The 21,530-nt window shown below is 29.3% G+C and carries 19 protein-coding genes; 3 read left to right on the top strand and 16 right to left on the bottom strand.

The genetic code is table 11. The annotated features are described in order from the left end of the window. Positions 1–7: 7 nt before the first annotated feature. Positions 8–877 (bottom strand): DUF6252 family protein, encoded by an 870-nt coding sequence (locus tag ACJJVK_RS03420; protein ID WP_405563171.1) that lies wholly within the window; start codon positions 875–877, stop codon positions 8–10. A 414-nt stretch (positions 878–1,291) separates the two neighbouring features. On the opposite strand from ACJJVK_RS03420, the gene ACJJVK_RS03425 reads away from it, so the two are divergent. Beyond that, positions 1,292–2,182 carry a YihY/virulence factor BrkB family protein gene (locus ACJJVK_RS03425; RefSeq protein ID WP_405563174.1) on the top strand — a complete coding sequence of 297 codons (891 nt, stop codon included), beginning with the start codon at positions 1,292–1,294 and terminating at the stop codon, positions 2,180–2,182. Positions 2,183–2,186: 4 nt separating this feature from the next. Here the strand turns inward: ACJJVK_RS03425 and ACJJVK_RS03430 are convergent, their stop codons facing one another. The 9 genes from ACJJVK_RS03430 to ACJJVK_RS03470 form a co-directional block, all read right to left on the bottom strand. Next, positions 2,187–2,372 carry a DUF2892 domain-containing protein gene (locus tag ACJJVK_RS03430; protein ID WP_405563177.1) on the bottom strand — a complete coding sequence of 62 codons (186 nt, stop codon included), beginning with the start codon at positions 2,370–2,372 and terminating at the stop codon, positions 2,187–2,189. Between the two features lie 20 nt (positions 2,373–2,392). Next, a complete protein-coding gene (locus ACJJVK_RS03435) occupies positions 2,393–2,698 on the bottom strand; it encodes a hypothetical protein (protein WP_405563179.1) in 306 nt (101 codons plus the stop codon). A gap of 44 nt (positions 2,699–2,742) precedes the next feature. Then, a complete protein-coding gene (locus ACJJVK_RS03440; RefSeq protein ID WP_405563181.1) occupies positions 2,743–5,937 on the bottom strand; it encodes an efflux RND transporter permease subunit in 3,195 nt (1,064 codons plus the stop codon). Positions 5,938–6,046: 109 nt separating this feature from the next. Continuing rightward, positions 6,047–7,126, bottom strand: a complete 1,080-nt coding sequence (locus tag ACJJVK_RS03445; protein ID WP_405563183.1) for an efflux RND transporter periplasmic adaptor subunit — start codon at positions 7,124–7,126, stop codon at positions 6,047–6,049. Between the two features lie 75 nt (positions 7,127–7,201). Next, positions 7,202–8,506, bottom strand: a complete 1,305-nt coding sequence (locus ACJJVK_RS03450; RefSeq protein ID WP_405563186.1) for a TolC family protein — start codon at positions 8,504–8,506, stop codon at positions 7,202–7,204. A 117-nt stretch (positions 8,507–8,623) separates the two neighbouring features. Further along, complete coding sequence (locus ACJJVK_RS03455) at positions 8,624–8,932, bottom strand: hypothetical protein (RefSeq protein ID WP_215993996.1); 309 nt, start codon at positions 8,930–8,932, stop codon at positions 8,624–8,626. An 11-nt stretch (positions 8,933–8,943) separates the two neighbouring features. Beyond that, positions 8,944–10,020 carry a cytochrome d ubiquinol oxidase subunit II gene (cydB, locus tag ACJJVK_RS03460; protein WP_215993997.1) on the bottom strand — a complete coding sequence of 359 codons (1,077 nt, stop codon included), beginning with the start codon at positions 10,018–10,020 and terminating at the stop codon, positions 8,944–8,946. Positions 10,021–10,026: 6 nt separating this feature from the next. Next, on the bottom strand, positions 10,027–11,358 hold the full coding sequence (locus ACJJVK_RS03465; protein ID WP_405563189.1) for a cytochrome ubiquinol oxidase subunit I: 1,332 nt from the start codon (positions 11,356–11,358) through the stop codon (positions 10,027–10,029). A gap of 62 nt (positions 11,359–11,420) precedes the next feature. Continuing rightward, positions 11,421–12,008, bottom strand: a complete 588-nt coding sequence (locus ACJJVK_RS03470) for a methyltransferase (RefSeq protein WP_405568300.1) — start codon at positions 12,006–12,008, stop codon at positions 11,421–11,423. 104 nt (positions 12,009–12,112) lie between these two features. Here ACJJVK_RS03470 and nadA point away from each other — a divergent pair, with 104 nt between their 5' ends. Together nadA and nadB are read left to right on the top strand one after the other, a co-directional pair. Beyond that, positions 12,113–13,108: a quinolinate synthase NadA gene (gene nadA, locus ACJJVK_RS03475; protein ID WP_405563192.1), complete on the top strand. Its 996-nt coding sequence runs from the start codon at positions 12,113–12,115 to the stop codon at positions 13,106–13,108. Positions 13,109–13,115: 7 nt separating this feature from the next. Then, positions 13,116–14,702, top strand: coding sequence for an L-aspartate oxidase (gene nadB / locus ACJJVK_RS03480; RefSeq protein WP_405563194.1), 1,587 nt, complete (start codon positions 13,116–13,118; stop codon positions 14,700–14,702). Positions 14,703–14,762: 60 nt separating this feature from the next. Here the strand turns inward: nadB and trxA are convergent, their stop codons facing one another. From trxA to ACJJVK_RS03510, 6 genes are all read right to left on the bottom strand, one after another. Further along, positions 14,763–15,059, bottom strand: a complete 297-nt coding sequence (trxA, locus tag ACJJVK_RS03485; protein WP_405563197.1) for a thioredoxin — start codon at positions 15,057–15,059, stop codon at positions 14,763–14,765. 8 nt (positions 15,060–15,067) lie between these two features. Further along, positions 15,068–16,021: a DUF3365 domain-containing protein gene (locus ACJJVK_RS03490; RefSeq protein WP_405563199.1), complete on the bottom strand. Its 954-nt coding sequence runs from the start codon at positions 16,019–16,021 to the stop codon at positions 15,068–15,070. Positions 16,022–16,080: 59 nt separating this feature from the next. Beyond that, positions 16,081–16,722, bottom strand: coding sequence for a Crp/Fnr family transcriptional regulator (locus ACJJVK_RS03495; protein ID WP_215994002.1), 642 nt, complete (start codon positions 16,720–16,722; stop codon positions 16,081–16,083). 95 nt (positions 16,723–16,817) lie between these two features. Then, positions 16,818–16,952, bottom strand: coding sequence for a hypothetical protein (locus ACJJVK_RS03500; protein WP_289851789.1), 135 nt, complete (start codon positions 16,950–16,952; stop codon positions 16,818–16,820). A gap of 67 nt (positions 16,953–17,019) precedes the next feature. Further along, a complete protein-coding gene (locus tag ACJJVK_RS03505) occupies positions 17,020–18,339 on the bottom strand; it encodes a TolC family protein (protein WP_405563203.1) in 1,320 nt (439 codons plus the stop codon). Then, positions 18,326–21,526, bottom strand: a complete 3,201-nt coding sequence (locus tag ACJJVK_RS03510) for an efflux RND transporter permease subunit (RefSeq protein WP_405563205.1) — start codon at positions 21,524–21,526, stop codon at positions 18,326–18,328. Before ACJJVK_RS03510 ends, ACJJVK_RS03505 begins: the two co-directional genes overlap by 14 nt. Between the last annotated feature and the right edge of the window lie 4 nt (positions 21,527–21,530).

Consider the following 21,530-nt stretch of genomic DNA (forward strand, 5'->3'; position numbering starts at 1 on the left):
ATTTTTTTTAATACGATAAATTTAACTGACCTTCAGTAATCGAAAAAACTTCGGTAGAGGATGTAGAACTTGCAGTAAACTCAAAAGTTGCAACAATATCATTAGTTGTAGTATTATGACTTAGAATTGTAATTTTTCCATCAGCTTCATAAGTTAAACCATTTACAGTGTATTGAGCTGTAGGATAAGTTTGAGCTGCAAAACTACCAAAATTATATTCACCTACTAGAACATTGTAAGGTACAGTAATACTAATAGTTTCTGTAGCACTTTTATTGGCATCTATAGTAATTAATTTATTATTACCAATAGTAACCAAATTACCAAAAAGACTTATTTCATCATATTCAACACCATTAATTTTTGCAGTAAAACTCTCATTACCAATTGGAAAATCGCCTTTTGGCACCTCATTAAAACTACCACTTAAAAAAGCTTTAGAACTACCAGAAATACTATTTCTACCTATAAAATTAAAATTACCAGAAATAGTATTATATACATAATCTATATTTGTAATTTCTATGGTACCTCTACTAGATGTTTCACTAAAAGTAGTCCAAACATCAGAAGAGTTAGCCTTATCTTCTGCATAAGTTGCAACATTATTAAGACCTTCAAAACTAAAAACACCTAAATCGTAAGTATCAATTCTAAGAGTAAAGGATTCATTTGTGGTAGCATCTACTGCATTTACAAAAAGGTCTTCACCTTCTAATGTAAAATTAACATCAGTTGTTAAAAAAGTTTCGCCATCAAATGTTGCTTGAAAATTTGCATTATTTTCATAACTAGGAAAAAATATTCCATTTTCTTCACATGAAGAAAAAATCAATAAAAAAGATAAAAAAAGGGAAAAAGCCTTTATATACTTCATAGCTTTAATGTTAAAAAACAAAAGTAAGGATATTAATTATTTAAATAAACTCCAAAACAAAAGTTTAAGAAGCTAATTCTAATAAAACTTTTGGGCACCTTTTACAGTTAACGCCTTTTTTCTTGTATTTATTGCAACATTTACTTTTCGCTTTTAAACAATTTGACGCACAAGCACTGTTACATATTGAAGCACTCTCAATAGGAATAATCGATTTTTGTGAAGTATAAAAAACAATCATTAGTAATAATTAGACTGCAAATATAATTCTTTATTTAGAATAAATAAAAATAAAAAATCAATTTTAAATATTATTACACTTATATTTTTTGATTCTAAGTTAATTTTGTTTTTTTTCAAAAAACAAAGTGTATAAAAAGGTAACTCTTTTATTATTCATTAAATTAGCTTTATATGATAAAAAAAGAAGAAAAAGACACAAAATTAAAGTTTAAACTAAAACATTTACCTCAGTTATTAATTACAAGTGTTAAATCTTGGTTTAATGATGATCCTTTTAATAAAGCTGCAATTATTGCTTATTACGCAATATTATCTTTACCTGCACTTACCATTATAATTTTTAATTTAGTAGGTTCTGTTTGGGGAAGAGAAATTGTAGAAGGGCAAATTTTAAATGAAATATCTAACGCAATTGGTAAAGAAACAGCCCAAACAATTAAAGAAATGATGGTGAACGATGGTAATAAAAAAACCTCATTTTTTACAACAATAATTGGTATTGCTACTTTGTTATATGGTTCTACAGGTGTGTTTTTTCAACTACAAAACATTTTAGACTCTATATGGAATGCAAAACCTAGATTTGAAAATGGAGTTTTACAAACCGTTTTTGGTAGATTAAAAAGTTTTGGTTTTATCTTAATAATTGTTTTTCTATTACTGATAAGTCTTGTTTTAACATCCTTATTAAGCACTTTTGGTGAAAACTTAAAAAATATTATTTCTGAGAATTTAGTTAAATATCTTTTTACTTTAGATATTTTTATCTCTTTAGGTTCTATTTATTTTGTTTTTGCTGCCATGTTTAAAGTGCTACCAAATGTAAGTATCCCATGGAAAGCTGTTAGAATTGGTGCTTTACTAACGTCTATTCTTTTTGTCTTGGGTAAATACTTATTAGCAATTTATTTTAGTGAACTAGAACCAGGCTCAACTTACGGAGCAGCTGGTTCTATAATTTTAGTTATGCTATGGGTTTCTTATACTAGTTTAATCCTATTTTTTGGAGCTCATTTTACTAGAAACTATTCGCAAAAATATATTTTACAACAACCTGAGTAATAGATTATTTCTTAACACCTAATTTTAACAATATAGTTTCTAACAAACACCATTTTGTAAATGCAGACTGAATCATATTTACACCAATAAAAACTCCAAACCACAACCAGTTTATGCTTACATAATAAGATAAGGTTACCATTAATAACACCATAAATCCTACTATAACTCTAAAATATTTATTTAACATTTTTATCTTCTTTTTTTAATTTATATAAATCTTTCTATTGGTAATACAATCGCTTTTAAAGGATTGTTTGTTTTTAAATTTTTATTGAATTCTTCTATCAAAATAAACAAACCATCAATCTTTTCTTTTTCTGTAAAAGAGAAAAACATTGTAGATTCATTACCACTTTTTTCGCCAGAAAACCAACTAGAAGCTTTTAATAATTGAGGTAAATTTTTATACCCATCAATATCTGAACTACTAAAATTTTCAATATTTGCTTTTTTGAAGATTTGTAAAACTTCTTTTTGAAATTCTTCTACGGCTGTAACTAATACTAATTTCATATTATATTATTTTATTTTAATGTCCATTCGAGCGCAGTCGAGAACTATTTATAATTCTTCTTTTCTATCATGTAATATACTAATGGCACAACCAACAATGTTAACACTGTAGAAACAATGGTACCTCCCATTAATGAAATTGCCAATCCTTGAAAAATTGGATCAAATAAAATCACAAATGCTCCAATTACAACAGTTCCTGCCGTTAATAAAATTGGTGTTGTTCTTACGGCTCCGGCTTCTATTGCTGCTTGTTTTATTGGCACTCCTTCTTCAATTCTTAGATTTATAAAATCTATCAATAATACCGAGTTTCTTACCATAATTCCTGCCAGCGCAATCATTCCAATAAATGAAGTTGCAGTAAAAAAGGCGCCCATAATCCAATGTCCTAAAACAATTCCAATTAATGATAATGGTATTGCAACCATCATTACTATAGGTGCTTTAAAGTTTTGGAACCAACCCATAATTAAAATATAAATCAAAATAATTGCGCCTAAAAAAGCAATTCCTAAATCTCTAAAAACCTCTAACGTAATTTGCCATTCTCCATCCCATTTTACAGTATAATCATCTTCAAAATCTGGCTGACCTAAATACATTTCGTTTAATTTATAACCTTCTGGAAGTTCAATTTTATTCAATTTTTCTTCCATACCAAGAATTGCATAAGCAGGACTTTCTAATTCTCCAGCCATATCTGCCATCACATAAACAACACGTTTTTGATTTTTCCTATAAATACTTTTGGCAGCAATCGTCTCTTTAATTTCAACCAAATCAGCAATTGGAACTAGATTTCCCATTTTAGATTTTACTTTCAATTGAGAAATATCAGAAATTGTAGATTTTTCTTTTTCATCCAAAGTTAAAACTAAGCCAATTTGATTTACTGCATTTTCGTCATACAAATTTGTAATTGGCCTGTTTGATAAAGCCATATTCATTGTGTATGCAATTTGCTCTGGTGCAACACCATACAACATTGCTTTTTCTTTATTGATTTCAAATTGATATTCTTTTTGATCGGCTTCTACCATCCAATCAATATCAACAACATCATCTGTATTTTTTAAGATATTTTGAACATCGTTTGCTATTCTTATTTGTTCGTCATAATCTGGTCCATAGATTTCTGCAACAATAGTTGATAAAACTGGAGGTCCAGGTGGAACTTCTACCAGTTTTACATTTGCATTGTATTTTGATGCAATTTTCTGAATTTCTGCTCTTAACAATTTTGCAATTCCATGACTTTGAATTGTTCTTTCACCTTTATCAACTAGATTCACTTGAATATCTGCCATATTAGATCCACCACGTAAATCGTAATGACGTACTAAACCGTTAAAAGTTATTGGTGCAGAAGTACCTACATAATTCTGATAATTAACTACTTCTGGTCTCGTAGATAAATACTGCGCAATTTCTTGTGTAACAACTCCTGTTCTTTCTAAAGTTGTGCCTTCTGGCATATCAATTACTACTTGAAACTCGTTTTTATTATCAAAAGGTAACATTTTTACAGCCACAGAATTGGTTACAAATAACCCCATTGTTGCAATCAAAAGAAAAAATGTTCCTCCTAAAAACAACCATCTTTTGGTTCCGTTTTCTAACAAAGGTCTTTCTAACTTATTGTAAACTTTATAAATAAAGGTTTGCTCTAAAGGTTTTTCTGATTTTTCTTCACCTCCTTTTTTGTCTTTTTCTCTTAAGAAAATATATCCTAAATAAGGCGTAATTGTTAACGCTACAAATAATGATAAAATCATAGCAATTGATGCTCCAATTGGCATTGGTGCCATATAAGGCCCCATTAAACCAGACACAAAAGCCATTGGTAAAACAGAAGCAATTACAGTAAATGTTGCTAAAATTGTTGGGTTACCAACCTCATTAATCGCATATAAAGCAGCTTGCTTAAAAGGCAAACGTTTCATTTTAAAATGCCTGTGCATATTTTCTGCAATAATTATAGAATCATCAACCACAATACCTGTTACAAAAACCAATGCAAATAGTGTAATTCTGTTTAAGGTATAATCTAACATGTAATAGCTTAGCAATGTTAAAGCAAACGTAATGGGTACTGATAAAAACACGACCAAACCACCTCTCCAGCCCATAGCTAACATTACAACAAGCGTAACTGCAATGATAGAACCAATAAGGTGTAACAATAATTCTGATACTTTATGAGAAGCTGTTTCTCCGTAATTTCTAGTCACTTCTACATGAACATCATCAGGAATTAAAGTAGTTCTTAAATGAGCTACTTTATCTAAAATAACTTCAGCAATTTTCATTGCATCTGCCCCTTTTCTTTTGGCTACAGAAATAGTTACTGCAGGATATTCTGATTGATATTCAGACGATTTTTCACTCCCTTTTCCAAAACCTAATGACACATAATTTTGTGGAATTTCTGGTCCGTCAACAATTGTTGCAATTTGTTTTAAATAGATAGGTTGATGCTGTTGCACACCAACCACTAAATTTTCTACATCTGTAACAGAAGCTAAAAACTTACCTGTGTTTACCAGAAATTCAGTATCATTTTTATCAAAACTACCAGAAATTAATTGTGAATTGTTAGCTTTTATCATTTCTGAAACCGTCAAGAAATCTAATCCGCTTGCAGCTAATTTATCTTTATCTAAAACCACTCTTAACTGACGATTTCTTCCGCCAATTTTATGTGTAATAGAAACATCATTAACTTTCTTAATTTCTGTTTCTAACTCTTGTGCCATTTGCCCAAGTTGAAAATCGTTATAATTTTCGCTCCACAAAGTTAAACCTAGCATTGGCACATCATCAATAGCACGTGTTTTAACTAACGGAAACGTAACACCTTGTGGCATTTGGTCCATGTGTTTGCTAATTTCGTTGTACAATTTTACAAACGAACGCTCAATATCTTCGCCCACATAAAACTGCACAATTACCATTGCTTTTTCGTTCATTGCAGTGGCATACACATACTCCACACCTTTAATATTAGAAATTAATTTCTCTAAAGGTTTTACAACTCTATTTTCTACTTCTGTAGGACTTGCTCCTGGATAACCCACAAAAATATCTGCCATTGGCACATCAATTTGTGGCTCTTCTTCTCTAGGAATTAAAAACGAAGCATATATACCAACAACCATAAAAACGATCATTAGAAGCACTGTAAGTTTAGATCCTATAAAGACTTTTGCAATTTTACCAGCTAAACCTTCTTTCATATTATTTATATTTTTGGGCGTTTTAACAGGCTATCCATTTCAATCTTTTTTTGCCATAAATGGCAGCAAAAAAAGGATTTCCATTGCTATCCTTAACGCGGAATGTTAGTTATTGAATTGTAATTTTTGCTCCGTTAAATAATTTTCCTTGCGCAGAAACTATGTAAGATTCATCTGCATTTAAACCAGATAAAACTTCAACTTTATTTCCGTAAGTTCTACCTAAACGCAACCAACGTAATAATGCTGTATTACTTTCACTTACTGTATAAACTCCAGATAATTGTCCGTTTTTAACAAGAGCTTCTGTTGGAATTAAAACCATAGAAGAAGTCGATTTTCTTTCCACAGGAAACTGAACCGTAGAAAACATACCCGATAAAATATTAGCAGTTGTTTTTTCTAAAGCAATTTTTACTAAAAATTGACCTCCAGTATTTTTTGCAGAGGTACTTACTTCACTCACTTTTCCTTGAATAGTTTTGTCTATTGCTTTTACTAAAACATTTACAGTTGTTCCTTTTTTAATTTGAGAAATTTCTGTTTCTGGTACCATTGCAATTACCTCAAAATTATTTGGTGTTTCTAAACTAATTAAAGGCATTCCTGGGTTTGCCATATCTCCAGTTTCAATATTTTTACTTGTAATTATTCCGCTAAAAGGCGCAGTAATATTGCTGTATGTAAACTGTGCATTAATCTCATTTTTCATTTGTTTTGCAGATTCTAAACCCGCTTTTGCCATTTGGTAATTTGCTGTCATATCATCCATTTCTTTTTGAGAAATGCTATTACTTGCCATTAAATTTTTAAAACGATTGTAGTTTTTTTCTGCATTTGTAAAAGCTGTTTGTGCCTGTACAATTCCTGCATCTACTTGTGCTTTTTTTGCTTGTAAATCTGTATTATTAATAGAAACTAACAACTGACCTTTTTTTACTTTATCGCCAACATTTACGTGTACATTTTTTACAAAACCCATCATTCTAGTACTTAAATCTGCACTATTGGTTGCTTGTATTTTTCCACTTACAGATAAAAACGGATTGTTATTATTTGTTGTAATTTTATTTACAACAACTTTGATTGCTAGCGAATTATCAACGATTGCTTTTTTATCTTCACTACCACAACTTGTTATAAAAATTGATAAAGCAATTAGTGTAATTATATTGATATGTTTTTTCATTTTATTTATTTTAAATTAGGTTTCGACTACGCTTAGCAGACAAGATTCTGTATCCGGTAGCGCATTCTAGAGGTTTTATTGTTTGGTTAAAAATTCTAAATAAGTTTGTGTAAAATTGTATTCGAAAATAGTTTGATAATACTCTAATTGCTTTTGAGAAAATTGCGTTTCTGCCATTAACAAATCTGATGTTTTTTCTAAACCTTCTTTAAATCTATTTTTTCTAATTCTTAGAGATTCTTCTGATTGTTGCACTGCTAAACTTGTTAATTCCAATCTATTCTTAGCATCAATCAATTGTCGTTTTACTTTGTTTAATTCCAAATTACTTTTAGATACATATTGATTGTATTCTAATTTCGATTTTTCGAATTCAGCTTTACTTTTTTGTGCTTTTCCAAAACGTTTAGATCCTTGAAACAAATCCCAACTTAATTGTGCACCAATAATGTAACCATTGGCATCACCAGAAAAAACCTTGTTATCATACATTTCATAACTACCAAAAGCATTTAAACGAGGTAAAAAAGCCATTTTATCTGCTTTATTCATATCCTCATAAGCTTTAGACGCTAAATGCATTGCTTTAATATCAGATCTGTTTTCAGAAATATTTTTATCACTTGTATCAATACTAAAACCAGTTAAACTTTCTGTTGGTTTATAAATAAAATCACTTTTGTCATTCATCAAAAAAGACAAATAATTAGAAGCATTTTGTACATTACTTTTTGCAGTTTGTAGTTGGTTTTTAACTTCGGTAACGCGTATTTCTACATTTAAAACATCTGCTCTTTGTAAAAAACCTTCTTTATAACTATTATCTGCCATTTTTTTATTGGCATTTGCTGCTTCTAAAGCTTTTTCTAAAACATCTACTGCTTTGTATGCCAATTGTAATTGCATATAAGCTTTATCAACTTCAAACAGTAAATAATCTTGGGTTCTTTCTGTCTTTAAAGACATCGCATTCATTTTAGATTTCGCTGCTTTTCGCTGATAAAAACCATCAAGATTTATTAATGGTTGCTGAACTTCTAACTTTGTTGCAAAATTTCTAGTAACTGATGGATCATTTAACAAAGCAGGATTAAAATCGTTTGATGTTAAAACTTCTTGATTTAATTTAGAGCCAAAAGCCATTAACGGATTTGTTGTAGAAACACCTGTATGGCTTGCAGTAATGTTTGGTAAAAAAACTGCATTTGTTTGATTGTAATCTGCTTTTGCTGCGTTAAATTCTTCCTTAGAAATTTTAATACTGGTATTATGCTCTTTTACTTTTGCTAATACATCACTTTTAGAAATCGGTTTAACTTCTTGGGCTTCTAAAAATAAAGCTGATATACATAAGAAAAATATTAAAAATGTGTCTTTCATAATTGTTTAATTATCTGACACAAAAGTAAGTTGAGAAAACATCTTAGTCTGTAACCTATGTTACAGGCTAAAGAATGAAAAAGGAATACTATTATTTTTATCGCACAAAAAAAGCAGCTAATTAGCTGCTTTTTTATTCATTATAAAATATATTTTTTTCAGAAAATAGAGACCTAAAACGCCTCCTAAAAAAGAAACCAAACAGTTAATGACAAATAACCAACTATTAAATGTTTCGTTTTGCATAATGTACCAAGGATTAAAACCTAACCTGCCAAAAACTTTGATAAACAAAATGCTACCAAAAACACCTATTAAGGTATTTCCTGTAAAACCAAAAGAGTATTTTTTCTTAAAAAAACCAAATAGGTTTGCGCCTAAAATGCCAATAAAAACACTAATTAAAGAGATTAATGTTCCTGTCATAATTCCATTTTTTAATGTTCTCCATAACCAACATCATCCATTTTTCCTTTAAAAACTTTATACTGAATTATCATATAAACAGTTACTAAAACTGCAGCAATTGCAAACCAGTATACACCAACAGATAATCCATATTCATCTGCAGCAACATTGTACAAAGTTAAATCTGGATTGATGTTATTTGTTGATGGCAATACTTTTGGAAAAATTGATGCCACTGTTGATGTTAATCCGCCAAATAAAAACAACGAACTGAACAAAAATCCAATTCCGTGTTTTTTAAATGATTTTACTTTGAAGAGACCAAACAATCCTGTAAAACAAATTATCGGAAAAATAATTAACCAAGGTTTATCTATAAAATTTTTAAACGGTTCTGGATCTATAATATGCCAAATAAATATTGAAATAATCACCAAACCTACTAACACAATATTTAAGTTGAAAACTACTTTTTTTAGTTTTTCGTTGATATCTGAATTGGTTTTAAAAATAATCCAATTGGCACCATGAATGGTTAATGCAACAACACCAATAACGCCTAATAATAACGTAAACCAATCTATGATCCCTAATTGTTCTGCTTGCGGACTAAAAGTCGGATTCCAAAGTGGTAAAAAGAAAAAATGTGCTTCTTGGGTAGAAACTCCATTTACCACATTTCCTAAGTTTACACCTCTTACAACATTTCCTAAAGCTACTCCAAAAAATAAAGCCAGTAATAAACTTGAAATTCCAAATGCTTTATCCCAAATAGACTCCCACATTTTATTGTGTACTTGCCCTCTTAATTCTAATCCAATTGCTCTAAAAATTAGTAACCATAAAATCATCATTAATGGCAAATAAAAACCACTAAAAGAAGATGCATATAAAGTAGGAAAAGCAAAGAATAAAACTCCACCTGATGCAATTAACCAAACTTCATTAGCATCCCAAAAAGGACCAATAGCATTTGTAATTGCTTTTTTATCTTTCTCTTTTTTAGCAAAAAATAAATGAATAATTCCTGCACCAAAATCGTAGCCATCTAAAATTACATAAACAGCTAACATTGTCATTAAAACGATATACCAAAATAATTCCATAATTTATTAGTGTGTTTCTGGTTCTGGACCTTTATTAATAATTTTTCCTGCTAACATTAAAAACAACATTCCTAAAAGAAGGTATAAACCAATAAAACCTAATAAAGTAAATAATGTATTTCCTGATGAAACTGTTGGAGATGCTCCTGCAGATGTTCTTAATAAATTATATACTAACCAAGGTTGTCTACCCAATTCTGCTGTGTACCAACCTGTAGTATTTGCAATATATGGAAAAGGCAACATAAACATTAATGCCCATAAAATCCATTTAGTTTTGTATAATTTTCTTCGGAATAATTGCACTGTTGCCAATAACATTAATCCTATAAAAATAGTACCTAAACCAACCATAATATGATACGAATAATACAAACCAGGCACATTTGTAGGATGAACGCTTTTATCAAACTCATTTAAACCTTTAATTTCTGCATTCCAATCTTGGTAGGTTAAAAAGCTTAAAATGTTAGGTACAGCAATTTTGTTATCTAATTTTTTTTCTAACATATTTGGCTGACCAATTAATACAATTTCAGAACCTCCTTCTTCAGTTTCAAAAATCCCTTCCATAGCTGCAAAAGTTGCTGGTTGATATTTAACCACATTTTTTGCTACTAAATCTCCTGTTGGAAAAGCGACTAACAAACTAGAAATCAATCCAAAAACAACTCCTGTTTTTACAAATAATTTTCCGAATTCATGATGCTTATTATTCAATAAATAAAAAGCACCAATTGCTGCCACCACAAATGATGAAGTAACTAAAGAAGCTGCTTGATTGTGCAAATAAGAAGGTAATAACCAAGGATTAGAAAATAACGCACCAAAATTGTTTAACACAAATTTTCCGTTTTCAATAATTTCATATCCTACAGGATATTGCATCCAAGAATGTGTGGCTATAATTAAATAACCACTAGCCCAAGAACCTAAAAAAACCAAAAAACCAGTTACAAAATGGAGTTTATGCCCTAAGAGTTTTTCACCAAAGAGAAAAAGTCCTAAAAAGGAGGATTCTAAAAAGAAGGAAAACATACCTTCCATAGCTAAGGTTTGACCAATGATTCCTCCTGTTAATTCAGAAAATTTTGCCCAGTTTGTACCAAATTGGAATTCCATGGGAATACCAGTAACTACACCCATTGCAAAATTAAGTGCAAAAATTTTCATCCAAAATTTTGCAGCATCGTTGTATTTTTCTATTTCTGTTCTTAAAAATTTCCATTTAAAATACACAATCATCAATGATAAACCCATTGTTAATTGCGGAAATAAATAGTGAAATGTGATCGTAAACGCAAACTGCATTCTATCATAGAATAACATATCTTCCATATCCTGATTTTAAACTATAAAAATACAAAAACAAGTTTGGTCTTTTGTAACATTTATTACAATTATATTCCTTTTTTAACAAACTTCACAAACAACTCCATTTCTTGTCTGTTAGGATAAGAATTATAACATTCTGTAAAAATTTCTAAAGAAAAATAGGGTTTAAAATATGTTTTGTATTCTTCTTTATTTCCACCAAAAGGTGGATGATCTTCATTAAGTTTTGCATCGAAAAGTAAACCAACCAATTTTCCGTTTTTATTTAAATATTTATGCATTTTACTTGCATATTTTTCTCTTAAATTTGGGTTTATGGCACAAAAAAAGGTTTGTTCTATTATTAAATCAAATTTTAAATCAAGATCAAAAAAATCAGCAAAAATTAATTGCGAATCTGGAAAATTAGCAACTCTATTTTTTATGTTCTCTAAAGGCTGTTTAGAAATATCTACCACATATACGTTTTTAAATCCTTTTTTAAAAAGATATTCTGCTTCGTAAGAATTTCCTCCTCCAGGAATTAAAATTTTTAAATTTTTATTGGTAAGTTGATCAAAATAACTTTTTAATGGTGGTGAAATTTCACCCAAATCCCATCCAATTTTATTAGTTTTATACTTGTTTTCCCAAAAACCTTTCGATAAATTCAACATTTCTTATTTTATAGTTATAATTTCATAGAATTCAGTCAATAATCAGTTTACAAAAAAAATAGGGTTTATATTTGTAAGCTACATCAAAATAAACATTTTTTATGACATCTTTAGAAACAGCCAAGAAAAATCTAAATACAAAAGGTTTTTTAGAAGTTAATACTGAAAACATTAATTATAAAGAAGAGATTTTAAAATTAAAGAAAGAAAAAAACGCTGTTCTTTTAGCTCATTATTATCAAATTGATGAAATACAAGAACTCGCAGATTTTGTAGGTGATAGTTTAGCCTTGGCCCAAAAAGCAGCACAAACAGATGCAGATATGATTGTTTTTGCTGGTGTTCATTTTATGGCAGAAACCGCAAAAATATTAAATCCTACTAAAAAAGTTTTATTACCAGATTTGTTGGCTGGTTGTTCTTTAGCAGACTCCTGTCCTCCAGAAACATTTTCAGCATTTAAAAAGCAACATCCAGATCATATTGTGGTTACTTATATAAATTGTTCTGCAGAAATAAAAGCTTTGAGTGATTACGTTTGTACGTCATCTAATGCAAGAAAAATAATTGATTCTATACCTAAAGAACAACCAATAATTTTTGCTCCTGATAGAAATTTAGGCGATTATTTAAACAAAGAAACAGGTAGAGAAATGCTACTTTGGGATGGAGCTTGCATTGTACATGAAGCTTTTTCTATGGAAAAATTAATAGATTTATACAAAGAACACCCAGATGCTGAATTAATTGCGCATCCTGAATCTGAAGCTCACATGCTTAAAGTTGCTAAATATATTGGCTCTACTTCTGGTTTATTAAATCATGTAAAAAACAGTAATAAAAAGAAATTTATTGTGGCTACAGAAGCTGGAATTTTGTTTGAAATGATGCAAGAAAATCCTGATAAAATAATAATTCCTGCACCTGCAAAAGAAGATAATACTTGTGCTTGTAGTGAGTGTGCTTACATGAAAATGAACACCTTAAAGAAACTATATTTGTGTTTAAAATATGAATTACCAGATATAGAAGTTGATGCTGAATTAGCCAAAAAAGCTATAATTCCTATTAATAGAATGTTAGAATTATCTAAATAATATTTAGATGAAACATGAAAATAAAATAATTACAACCGATTTTTTAGTAATAGGTTCTGGAATTGCAGGCCTAACTTTTGCTTTAAAAACCGCTACTAGGCTTAAAGAAGCTATAGTAACTGTTATTACAAAAGATGAGCAAAGTGAATCTAACACCAAATACGCACAAGGTGGTATTGCAAGCGTTTATAATAAAACTGTAGATAGTTTTGAACAACATATTACAGATACTTTAATTGCTGGTGATGGCTTGTGTGATGAAGATGTTGTTAAAATGGTTGTAGAAGATGCACCTGACAGATTGCAAGAATTAATTGATTGGGGTACAAAGTTTGATAAGAATGAAAAAGGAAAATATGATTTAGGACGTGAAGGAGGACATTCGCAAAACAGAATTCTACATCATACAGATATTACAGGTGCAGAAATTGAACGTGCTTTATTGGCACAAGTAAATGCTTTACCAAACATCAAATTTCTAACTCATCATTATGCAATAGATTTAATTACAGAGCATCAAGTTAAAAAGAAAAAAACCAAAAGAAACAGTAAAGTTTCTTGTTATGGTGCTTATGTTTTAGATATTAAAAAATCTAAGGTTATTACTTTTGTAAGTAAATTTACGGTTCTAGCTTCTGGTGGAAATGGGCAAGTTTATGAAACTACTACAAACCCAACTGTTGCTACTGGAGATGGAATTGCAATTGCTTATAGAGCCAAAGCAGAAATTTCTGAAATGGAATTTATACAGTTTCATCCAACTGCTTTGTATAATCCTGGTGAGTATCCTGCTTTTTTAATTTCTGAAGCTGTTAGAGGTTTTGGTGCTAAATTAAGAGATTTTAATGGTAATTACTTTATGCATAAGTATGATGAACGTGAAGAATTAGCATCAAGAGATATTGTTGCAAGAGCCATAGATAATGAACTAAAAAAAAGTGGAAAACCTCACGTTTATCTTGATTGCACACAACTAGACATGAAGAAATTTGTAGCACATTTTCCTAATATTTCAGAAAAATGTGCTTCTTTAAATATTGATGTTGCAAAAGATTACATACCTGTTGTACCAGCTTCTCATTACATTTGTGGTGGTGTTAATGTAAATAAAAAAGGAAAAACTTCTATTAAAAAACTGTACGCTTGTGGAGAGGTTACTAGAACTGGTTTACATGGTGGTAATAGATTGGCTTCAAACTCTTTGTTAGAAGGTTTAGTATTTGCTCATAATGCTTTTGAAACCATTTCTAAAAAGTATAATAAAGCTAAATTTCCAAAAGATGTACCTGAATGGAATGATGTTGGAGTAATAAAAAATATGGAACAAATTTTAATTACTCATGATCGAAATGAAGTAAAAACAATTATGACCAACTATGTTGGTATTGTACGTTCTAATGAGCGTTTAAAACGTGCTGAAAAAAAACTAAGAGTTTTGTATGAGGATAACAAACGTTTGTATGATAACTCTGAACTTTCTGTAGATTTATGTGAATTGAGAAACCTAATAACTACAGCCTATTTAATTACACAGTTTTCTAAAAAAAGAACCGTGAATTGTGGTGGTTTTTATAGTTTAGATTGCCTAAAATAAACAAAGCATCTGAAATAAATCAGATGCTTATCAATCAACATACTTACTATTATAATACAATCAACCAAAACTATTTATAATAGAAATAAGATCGTTTTTAGTTACCACTCCAGATTGCCTCCAGACTTGTTTGCCAGATTTATATAAAACTAAAGTAGGCACACCTCTAACCTGATATTTTGCTGCCAAAGCTTTGTTTTTATCAACATCAATTTTAATAATTGAAACTTTATCGCCTAAAACATCTTTTACTTCTTTTAAAATTGGCGACATCATTTTACAAGGACCACACCACTCTGCAAAAAAATCTACCAAAACTGGTTTGTCTTTATTAATAATCTCTAAAAAATTTTTCATGATTTCTCTTATTTATCAAAAGTGATGCTCCAAATACCTCTAACTTGATTTTCTTGATAACCAGTTGCTAAATCTTCTGGATATAAATTTTTAATTTTATCTAATGTACTAAACTCAATATCCGAATTTGTATTTCCATGACATTGCAAGCACATTCTGTTGGTGATAATAGGATAATAAAACTTTACTTTTTTCTCTGAAATCACCAAAATTGGATCTGATTTTGTATTAGTTTTTACATTTTCTTTAAAAATATTGATATACCCGTTTTCGATATTAGAAGCTATATTTTTTTGATCTCTAGGTTTGTCTGATACTCTTTTTATTGTTGCCTTATTTACAACAGACATGCTATCTGTTAACGGATAAGCTTTAATATTACAAAATTCTAAAGCTGCCAGCGTTCCATTTTTTTGAATTTTACTCATTAAGTTTTTGCCTAAAACAGCTTTTGTAGAAAGAGCATATTCTAATCCTCTTTCTTTATAAGTTAAACTGATTTTTTTTCTTTTTGGATGTTGATTTTTATGATGCTCATCAAACCATTCTGGTTTTTCAATATCATAATCATACATATATTCAGAAATTTTTTGAATGGTTTCTTCAGGATATCCTAGTTTTGGCATCAAACCAAACCTTTTTACAGCTCCATGCATTTTAGCCTTTTCGTTGGTTGGATTTTTCATCCAATTTTGCATATCATTTACAAACTCTTCTTTAGTTGTATTTTTAGTAATATATCTATTTTTAATAGCAATCATTGGTGGTGCAATTCTACTATTTTCTGGAGCAGTAAGACTATGACAAGAATAGCAACTTGTTTCCATCAATTTTTTTCCTGGATGTTTTTGTTGATGATTCTTGGTCTCTGAAATCGATTTTTCTAAGGCAGTTAAAGGTCTATTAGAATTTTTACATCCTATAAAAACAACAAAAATTAGTAGCAAAGTAATGGGTTTCATATTTCTTACAGTTTGCTAATAAAATTAAGACAAATTAGGTGCTACATCTGTAACTTATGTTACAGTTCTAAAACTTTTATACTATTTCTAAATAGTTTAATTTTTCCTTCATTTTCTAATTTTTTAAGCAATCTAGAAATTACAACTCTAGATGTATGTAAATCTTGCGAAATTTCTTGATGTGTAGTAAAAACAACATCATTATGGGTTACCATTGCTTTGTCTTTTAAATAACGAAACAAACGTTCATCCATTTTTAAAAAGGCAATCGTATCTACAGCTTCTAAAAGCTCATCCATTCTGTTATGATAACTTTGTAAAATAAAAGATTGCCAAGATTTATAAACACCTAACCATTCTCCCATTTTTTCTTTAGGAATCATAATTAGCTCTACATCTGTTTCTGTAACTGCTCTAATTTTACTTTTTGTTTGCCCTAAACAACATGACAAAGTCATTGCACAAGTATCTCCTTTTTCTAAATAATAAAGAACCAATTCATCTCCATTTTGGTCTTCTCTTAAAATTTTTATGGCACCATTTATAAGTAAAGGCATAAACTTAATATAATCATCTATTTCTATGATTATTTCATTCTTTTTAAATGTTTTTAGACTGCCAATTTTATCGATTTCAGTTATTAGTTCATCCTCTAAAAGGTAACCAAAATTAGTTTTTAGATTATTTATTATATCAGACATTTAGTTGTTTTCTTTTATCATATAAATTTAATGAAATAGAAATAAAAAATCCGAGTTAAAAACTCGGATTTTTCGTAATCAACAAAATACAAAACTTACTTTTGAGTTTTTTTATCGCTATTCATTAAAAGATAAACAGCTATAATTAAGCCTACAACAACCAAGGCAAAAACTCCAATCATTATTGTTCCATTAATCCATGAAACTAGTGGTATTCTAAAAAAACTCATATTCTACAAATTTCTACTGTAAAATTAGAGCTTATACTTCTTTTAAAATATGATATAAATCAGTTTTCTAAAAATCTACATTTAAAATATCTCCACTTAATTGTAAAAGTTCTAATTCAATTAATTTAGCATCAAATTTTGCGTTATTTAAAGCTGTTTTTGCATTAATTAAATTAATTTGAGCTTGTCTAAATTCTATAGATGTTACTTGCCCAAGTTTATAGCGCTCTTCTGTTCTTTCGAAATTATTCTGTGTAGTTGCTACATTTTTTTCTTGGGCACCAATAATAAAAAGTTGATTATTATAATTTTCCCAAGTATTTTTTAAGTTATTTTCTATGGTAACTTTTTGCTGCTCTAACAAAATTTGCTCATTTTCTAAAGCTATTTTAGCATTAGCAACATTTGTTTTTGTTGTTCCACCATCAAACAAGCTCCAAGATAAACTTAAACCCGCATTTAAACCTGAAGATGTAGAACCTGCTAAGAAAGATGTTGCTGGGTTTTCGCTTTTATTCCATCCATAAGAGGTACTAAAGTCTAAAGAAGGCATATAACTAGCTTTGTTTATTTTGATGTTAAACTCACTAATTGCAATGTTTTGCTCATTTTGTTTTAAAAGTGAATTGTTTGCTAAAGTTTTAGTTTGTAACTCACCAAAATTCATAATATTAATAAAATTAACATCAGTTTCTACAGTATAATCTACTGCTTTTTCAACTCCTAAAATAATATTTAAACCACGTTTTGCATTATTTAATTGTTGTTTAGCAGATATTAAAGTAATACTATCATTATTTACATCTACTTCTGCATTTAACATTTCCAATTTAGTAGTTTGTCCATAATCATACTGATATTCAGCACGTTGTAAACGTTTTTTAGAAATAGCTAATGCCTCTGATAAATTTTCTTTGTTTTCTGATAATCTTGCAATTTGAAAATATGCTGTAAATAACTGTAAATAAGTATTTTCTATAGTTTCTTTTGCTTGATATTCTGTTAAATTATAAGTTTCTTTTAATTGTTGATAATTATATTTTCTACCTAAACCATCAAAAATGGTGTAATTTAAACTTAAAGAAGCATTGTACGATTTTGTTACAGCACCATCAATACTTGTAGAAGTACCATCTTGACGCGTAATAGTTTGATTATTTTTACTATAATTTGCCCCAGAAGAAATTGCTGCTGTTGGTAAAAAACCTGTATTATAAATACTAGTATTATTTTTAGCTACTTCTAAATTATTATTAGCAATTTTAACCCCGAAATTGTTTTCTAAAGTAATTGCTAATGCTTCTTTTTTTGTTAATATTTCTTGAGAAACAAGTTGTAAAGTCGATAAAAAAACGACTACTACTATTGTGTTTTTAATGATCTTCATTTTCATCGAATTTAGATTCTATAATTGCTCTTTCTACCTCTTCTTTTGTAACCTTTTCTCCTGTTTTTAACCATTTAATTCCTACTTTCATAGAGTTAGAAACCGATAATAATAATGGTAACATTACCAAAGTTAAAACTGTAGCAATTGCAATACCATAAGAAATAGAGATTGCCATTGGTATTAAAAATTGTGCTTGTCTACTTTTCTCTAACATTAAAGGCGCTAAACCAGCAATAGTAGTTAAAGAAGTTAAGAAAATTGCTCTAAAACGAGATTGACCTGCTGCAATAAGAGCGTCATCAAACTTCATACCTTCTTTTAAATAAGCATTAAATTTACCAATTAAAACCAAACCGTCATTTACCATAATACCTACCAAAGCAATAATTCCTAAAAAGGATAAAATACCAATTGAAAAATCGTGAATAAAATGCCCCCAAATAACTCCAATCATACTAAAAGGAATCATAATTATTAATAAAATTGGCTGGCTGTAAGAACGGAATGTAAACGCAATTACAATATAAATTAAGAGTAAAATAATTGGCCCAACTAAATTTACTGAGTCTGTCGTTTTTTTAGCTTCTCTATTTTGACCTTCGTAAAGTGGTGTTACTGTGTGATATTTAGATAAAATCTCTGGCATAACCTTAGTTTTTATATCATCTAAAATCTCAGTTGCACTCGTTTCTAAATCTCTTAAATCTGCAGTAACTTGTATTTCTCTTTTACCATCTAAATGATTAATAGCAATGTCTCCTCTTGCAATGGTATAATTTGCAATTTCAGAAAATGGAATTCTAGTTCCTGTAGGAGTTATCACACGCATATCATCTAAATTTTTAATAGATGATCTGTCTTTTTTATCATAACGAACCCAAATTTTAATTTCGTCTTGCCCTCTTTGAAAACGCTGTGCTTGTAATCCGAAGAAACCATAACGCACTTGTGCCATAACAGATTGCAGATTTAAACCTAATAAATATGCATTATCTTTTAAAGTAATTTTAACCTCTTTAATACCTGCAGGATCGTTATCAGAAATATCTTTTAAAAGTGAATTGTTTTCTAAAACTAATTTTAATTCTTCTTTGGCTGCTTTTAATTCTGTAATATTATTACCTAATAAAGAAACTGCTACAGGGCTACCACCAAAATTACCACCAGAACCAAAAACTAAACTTTCTACACCATACACTTTACCAACTTTATCGCTAATTGCATTTGTTATTTCTGGTGATGAAAAATCTCTAGCTTCACCTGGTAAAAGGTTAACACTTAAAGTTGCATTTGCACTACCAGGACCAACTCTTTTTATTACATTTTCTACAACATCTATATCTCCTGTTTGTTTGGCAGAATATTCTTTATTAATCAACCAAACTTTTTCTTCTATGGATGAGATAATAGAATCTGTAATTTTTTCGTTAGTACCTTGAGGCATTGTAAGGGTAATCTTTACTTGATCACTTGCTACTCTAGGAAAAAATGATTGTTTTATAATTCCTGCATTCATAGCTAGAATACTAAAAATTAACATTGCTATTGGAATTCCGAAAGCAAAAACTTTATTCTGCAAACTAAACCTTAAAAAGGGCATGTAGTATTTATCTCTAATTTTCATTAAAAAAACATCTGCTCCTCTGTTTACTTTGTTAAAGAAATCATCAAGTTTATTGCTTTTTTTCTTTTCACCATTTTCTAATCTTTTTCTATCTAAAGCTTTAGAGTGCGCAATATGTGCAGGTAAAATAATTAAGGCTTCTATTAATGAAACTGTTAGTGTTAGCAAAACAATTGTAGAAACTTCACCAAAAAAACTACCTATTCTACCATCTACAAAAAAGAAGGTTGAAAAAGCTATAATTGTAGTTAAAATTGCTGATACAATTGGTGGAATAACTTCCATTGTTCCATCTATTGCTGCTTGTATTTTAGTTTTTCCTAAATCGTAATAATGATGATAAATATTTTCACCAATTACAATTCCATCATCAACCAAAATACCGATTACAATAATCATCCCAAAAAGAGATAATACATTTATAGTTACGTCAAATTGAGCTGCGAAAATAAACATACCAAAAAACGCAACTGGCAAACCAAATGCTACCCAAATTGCTAAACGTAAATTTAAAAAGAGTGCTAAAAAGAATAAAACTAATAGAATACCTACAACACCATTTTCTACTAATAGCTTTGTTCTTCCATTTAAGGTTAAACTTCTATCGCTAGTAACACTTAATTTTACATTTTGGTTTTCTTGATTGTATTTATGAATGTATTCTTTAATTTTATCAGCAGAAGAAATTAAATCTTCGTTATTGGTATTACTTACTGTAATATCTATAGCTAAATTGCCATTATAATACAATCTATCTGGTGTTTCTGACCAAGTATCTCTAACTGCTGCAATATCTTTTAAACGGATAATATTACCATTAGTTTCTGTTCTAACAATTAAGTTTTGTAATTCTAAACCATAATAAGATCGATTACTTGCTCTAATTAAATAATCTTCTTCTGATGTTTTTATATTACCACCAGTTATTAAAATATTAGAATTTGTAACTGCACTAGAAACCTCTGCAAACGATAAATTGTAAGCTCGTAAATCGTTTTCTCTTACTGCAATTTCTATTTCTTCATCTGGGAAACCAGAAAGCGAAACTTGAGAGATACCCTCCATACCTCTAATATCATTTTCTACATTTCTAGCATATTGTTTTATCGATTTTAAAGAAAGATTATCACCACTAACCGTAAAACTAATTGTTGGTCTTATACTCTCTACCTTAGCAATAACTGCAGGTTCCATACCAGAAGGGAATGATGGAACTCTATCTACTGCATTTTTTACATCAGATAAAACAACATCTATATTTTTACCTTTTTCTACTTCTATACTTACAGTTGCAGAATTTTCTCTAGATACAGAAGTTACTCTTTCTACACCTACAATTCCTTTTAAATTATCTTCAATTTTAAGCACAACACCTTCTTCCATTTCTGCAGGAGATGCACCAGGATAAGCTAAAGAAATATTTATTAGTTCTGAATCTACCAATGGAAAAAAGGAAGATTTCATGCTAAATATACCTACTGCCCCAAAGATGATAAATGCAATAATAACTACATTTACGGCTACTGGGTATTTTATAAAATACGTAATTATTTTTTTCATATAA

The sequence above is a fragment of the Polaribacter sp. Asnod6-C07 genome (genome assembly GCF_045063625.1).
GTDB classification, from domain to species: domain Bacteria; phylum Bacteroidota; class Bacteroidia; order Flavobacteriales; family Flavobacteriaceae; genus Polaribacter; species Polaribacter vadi_A.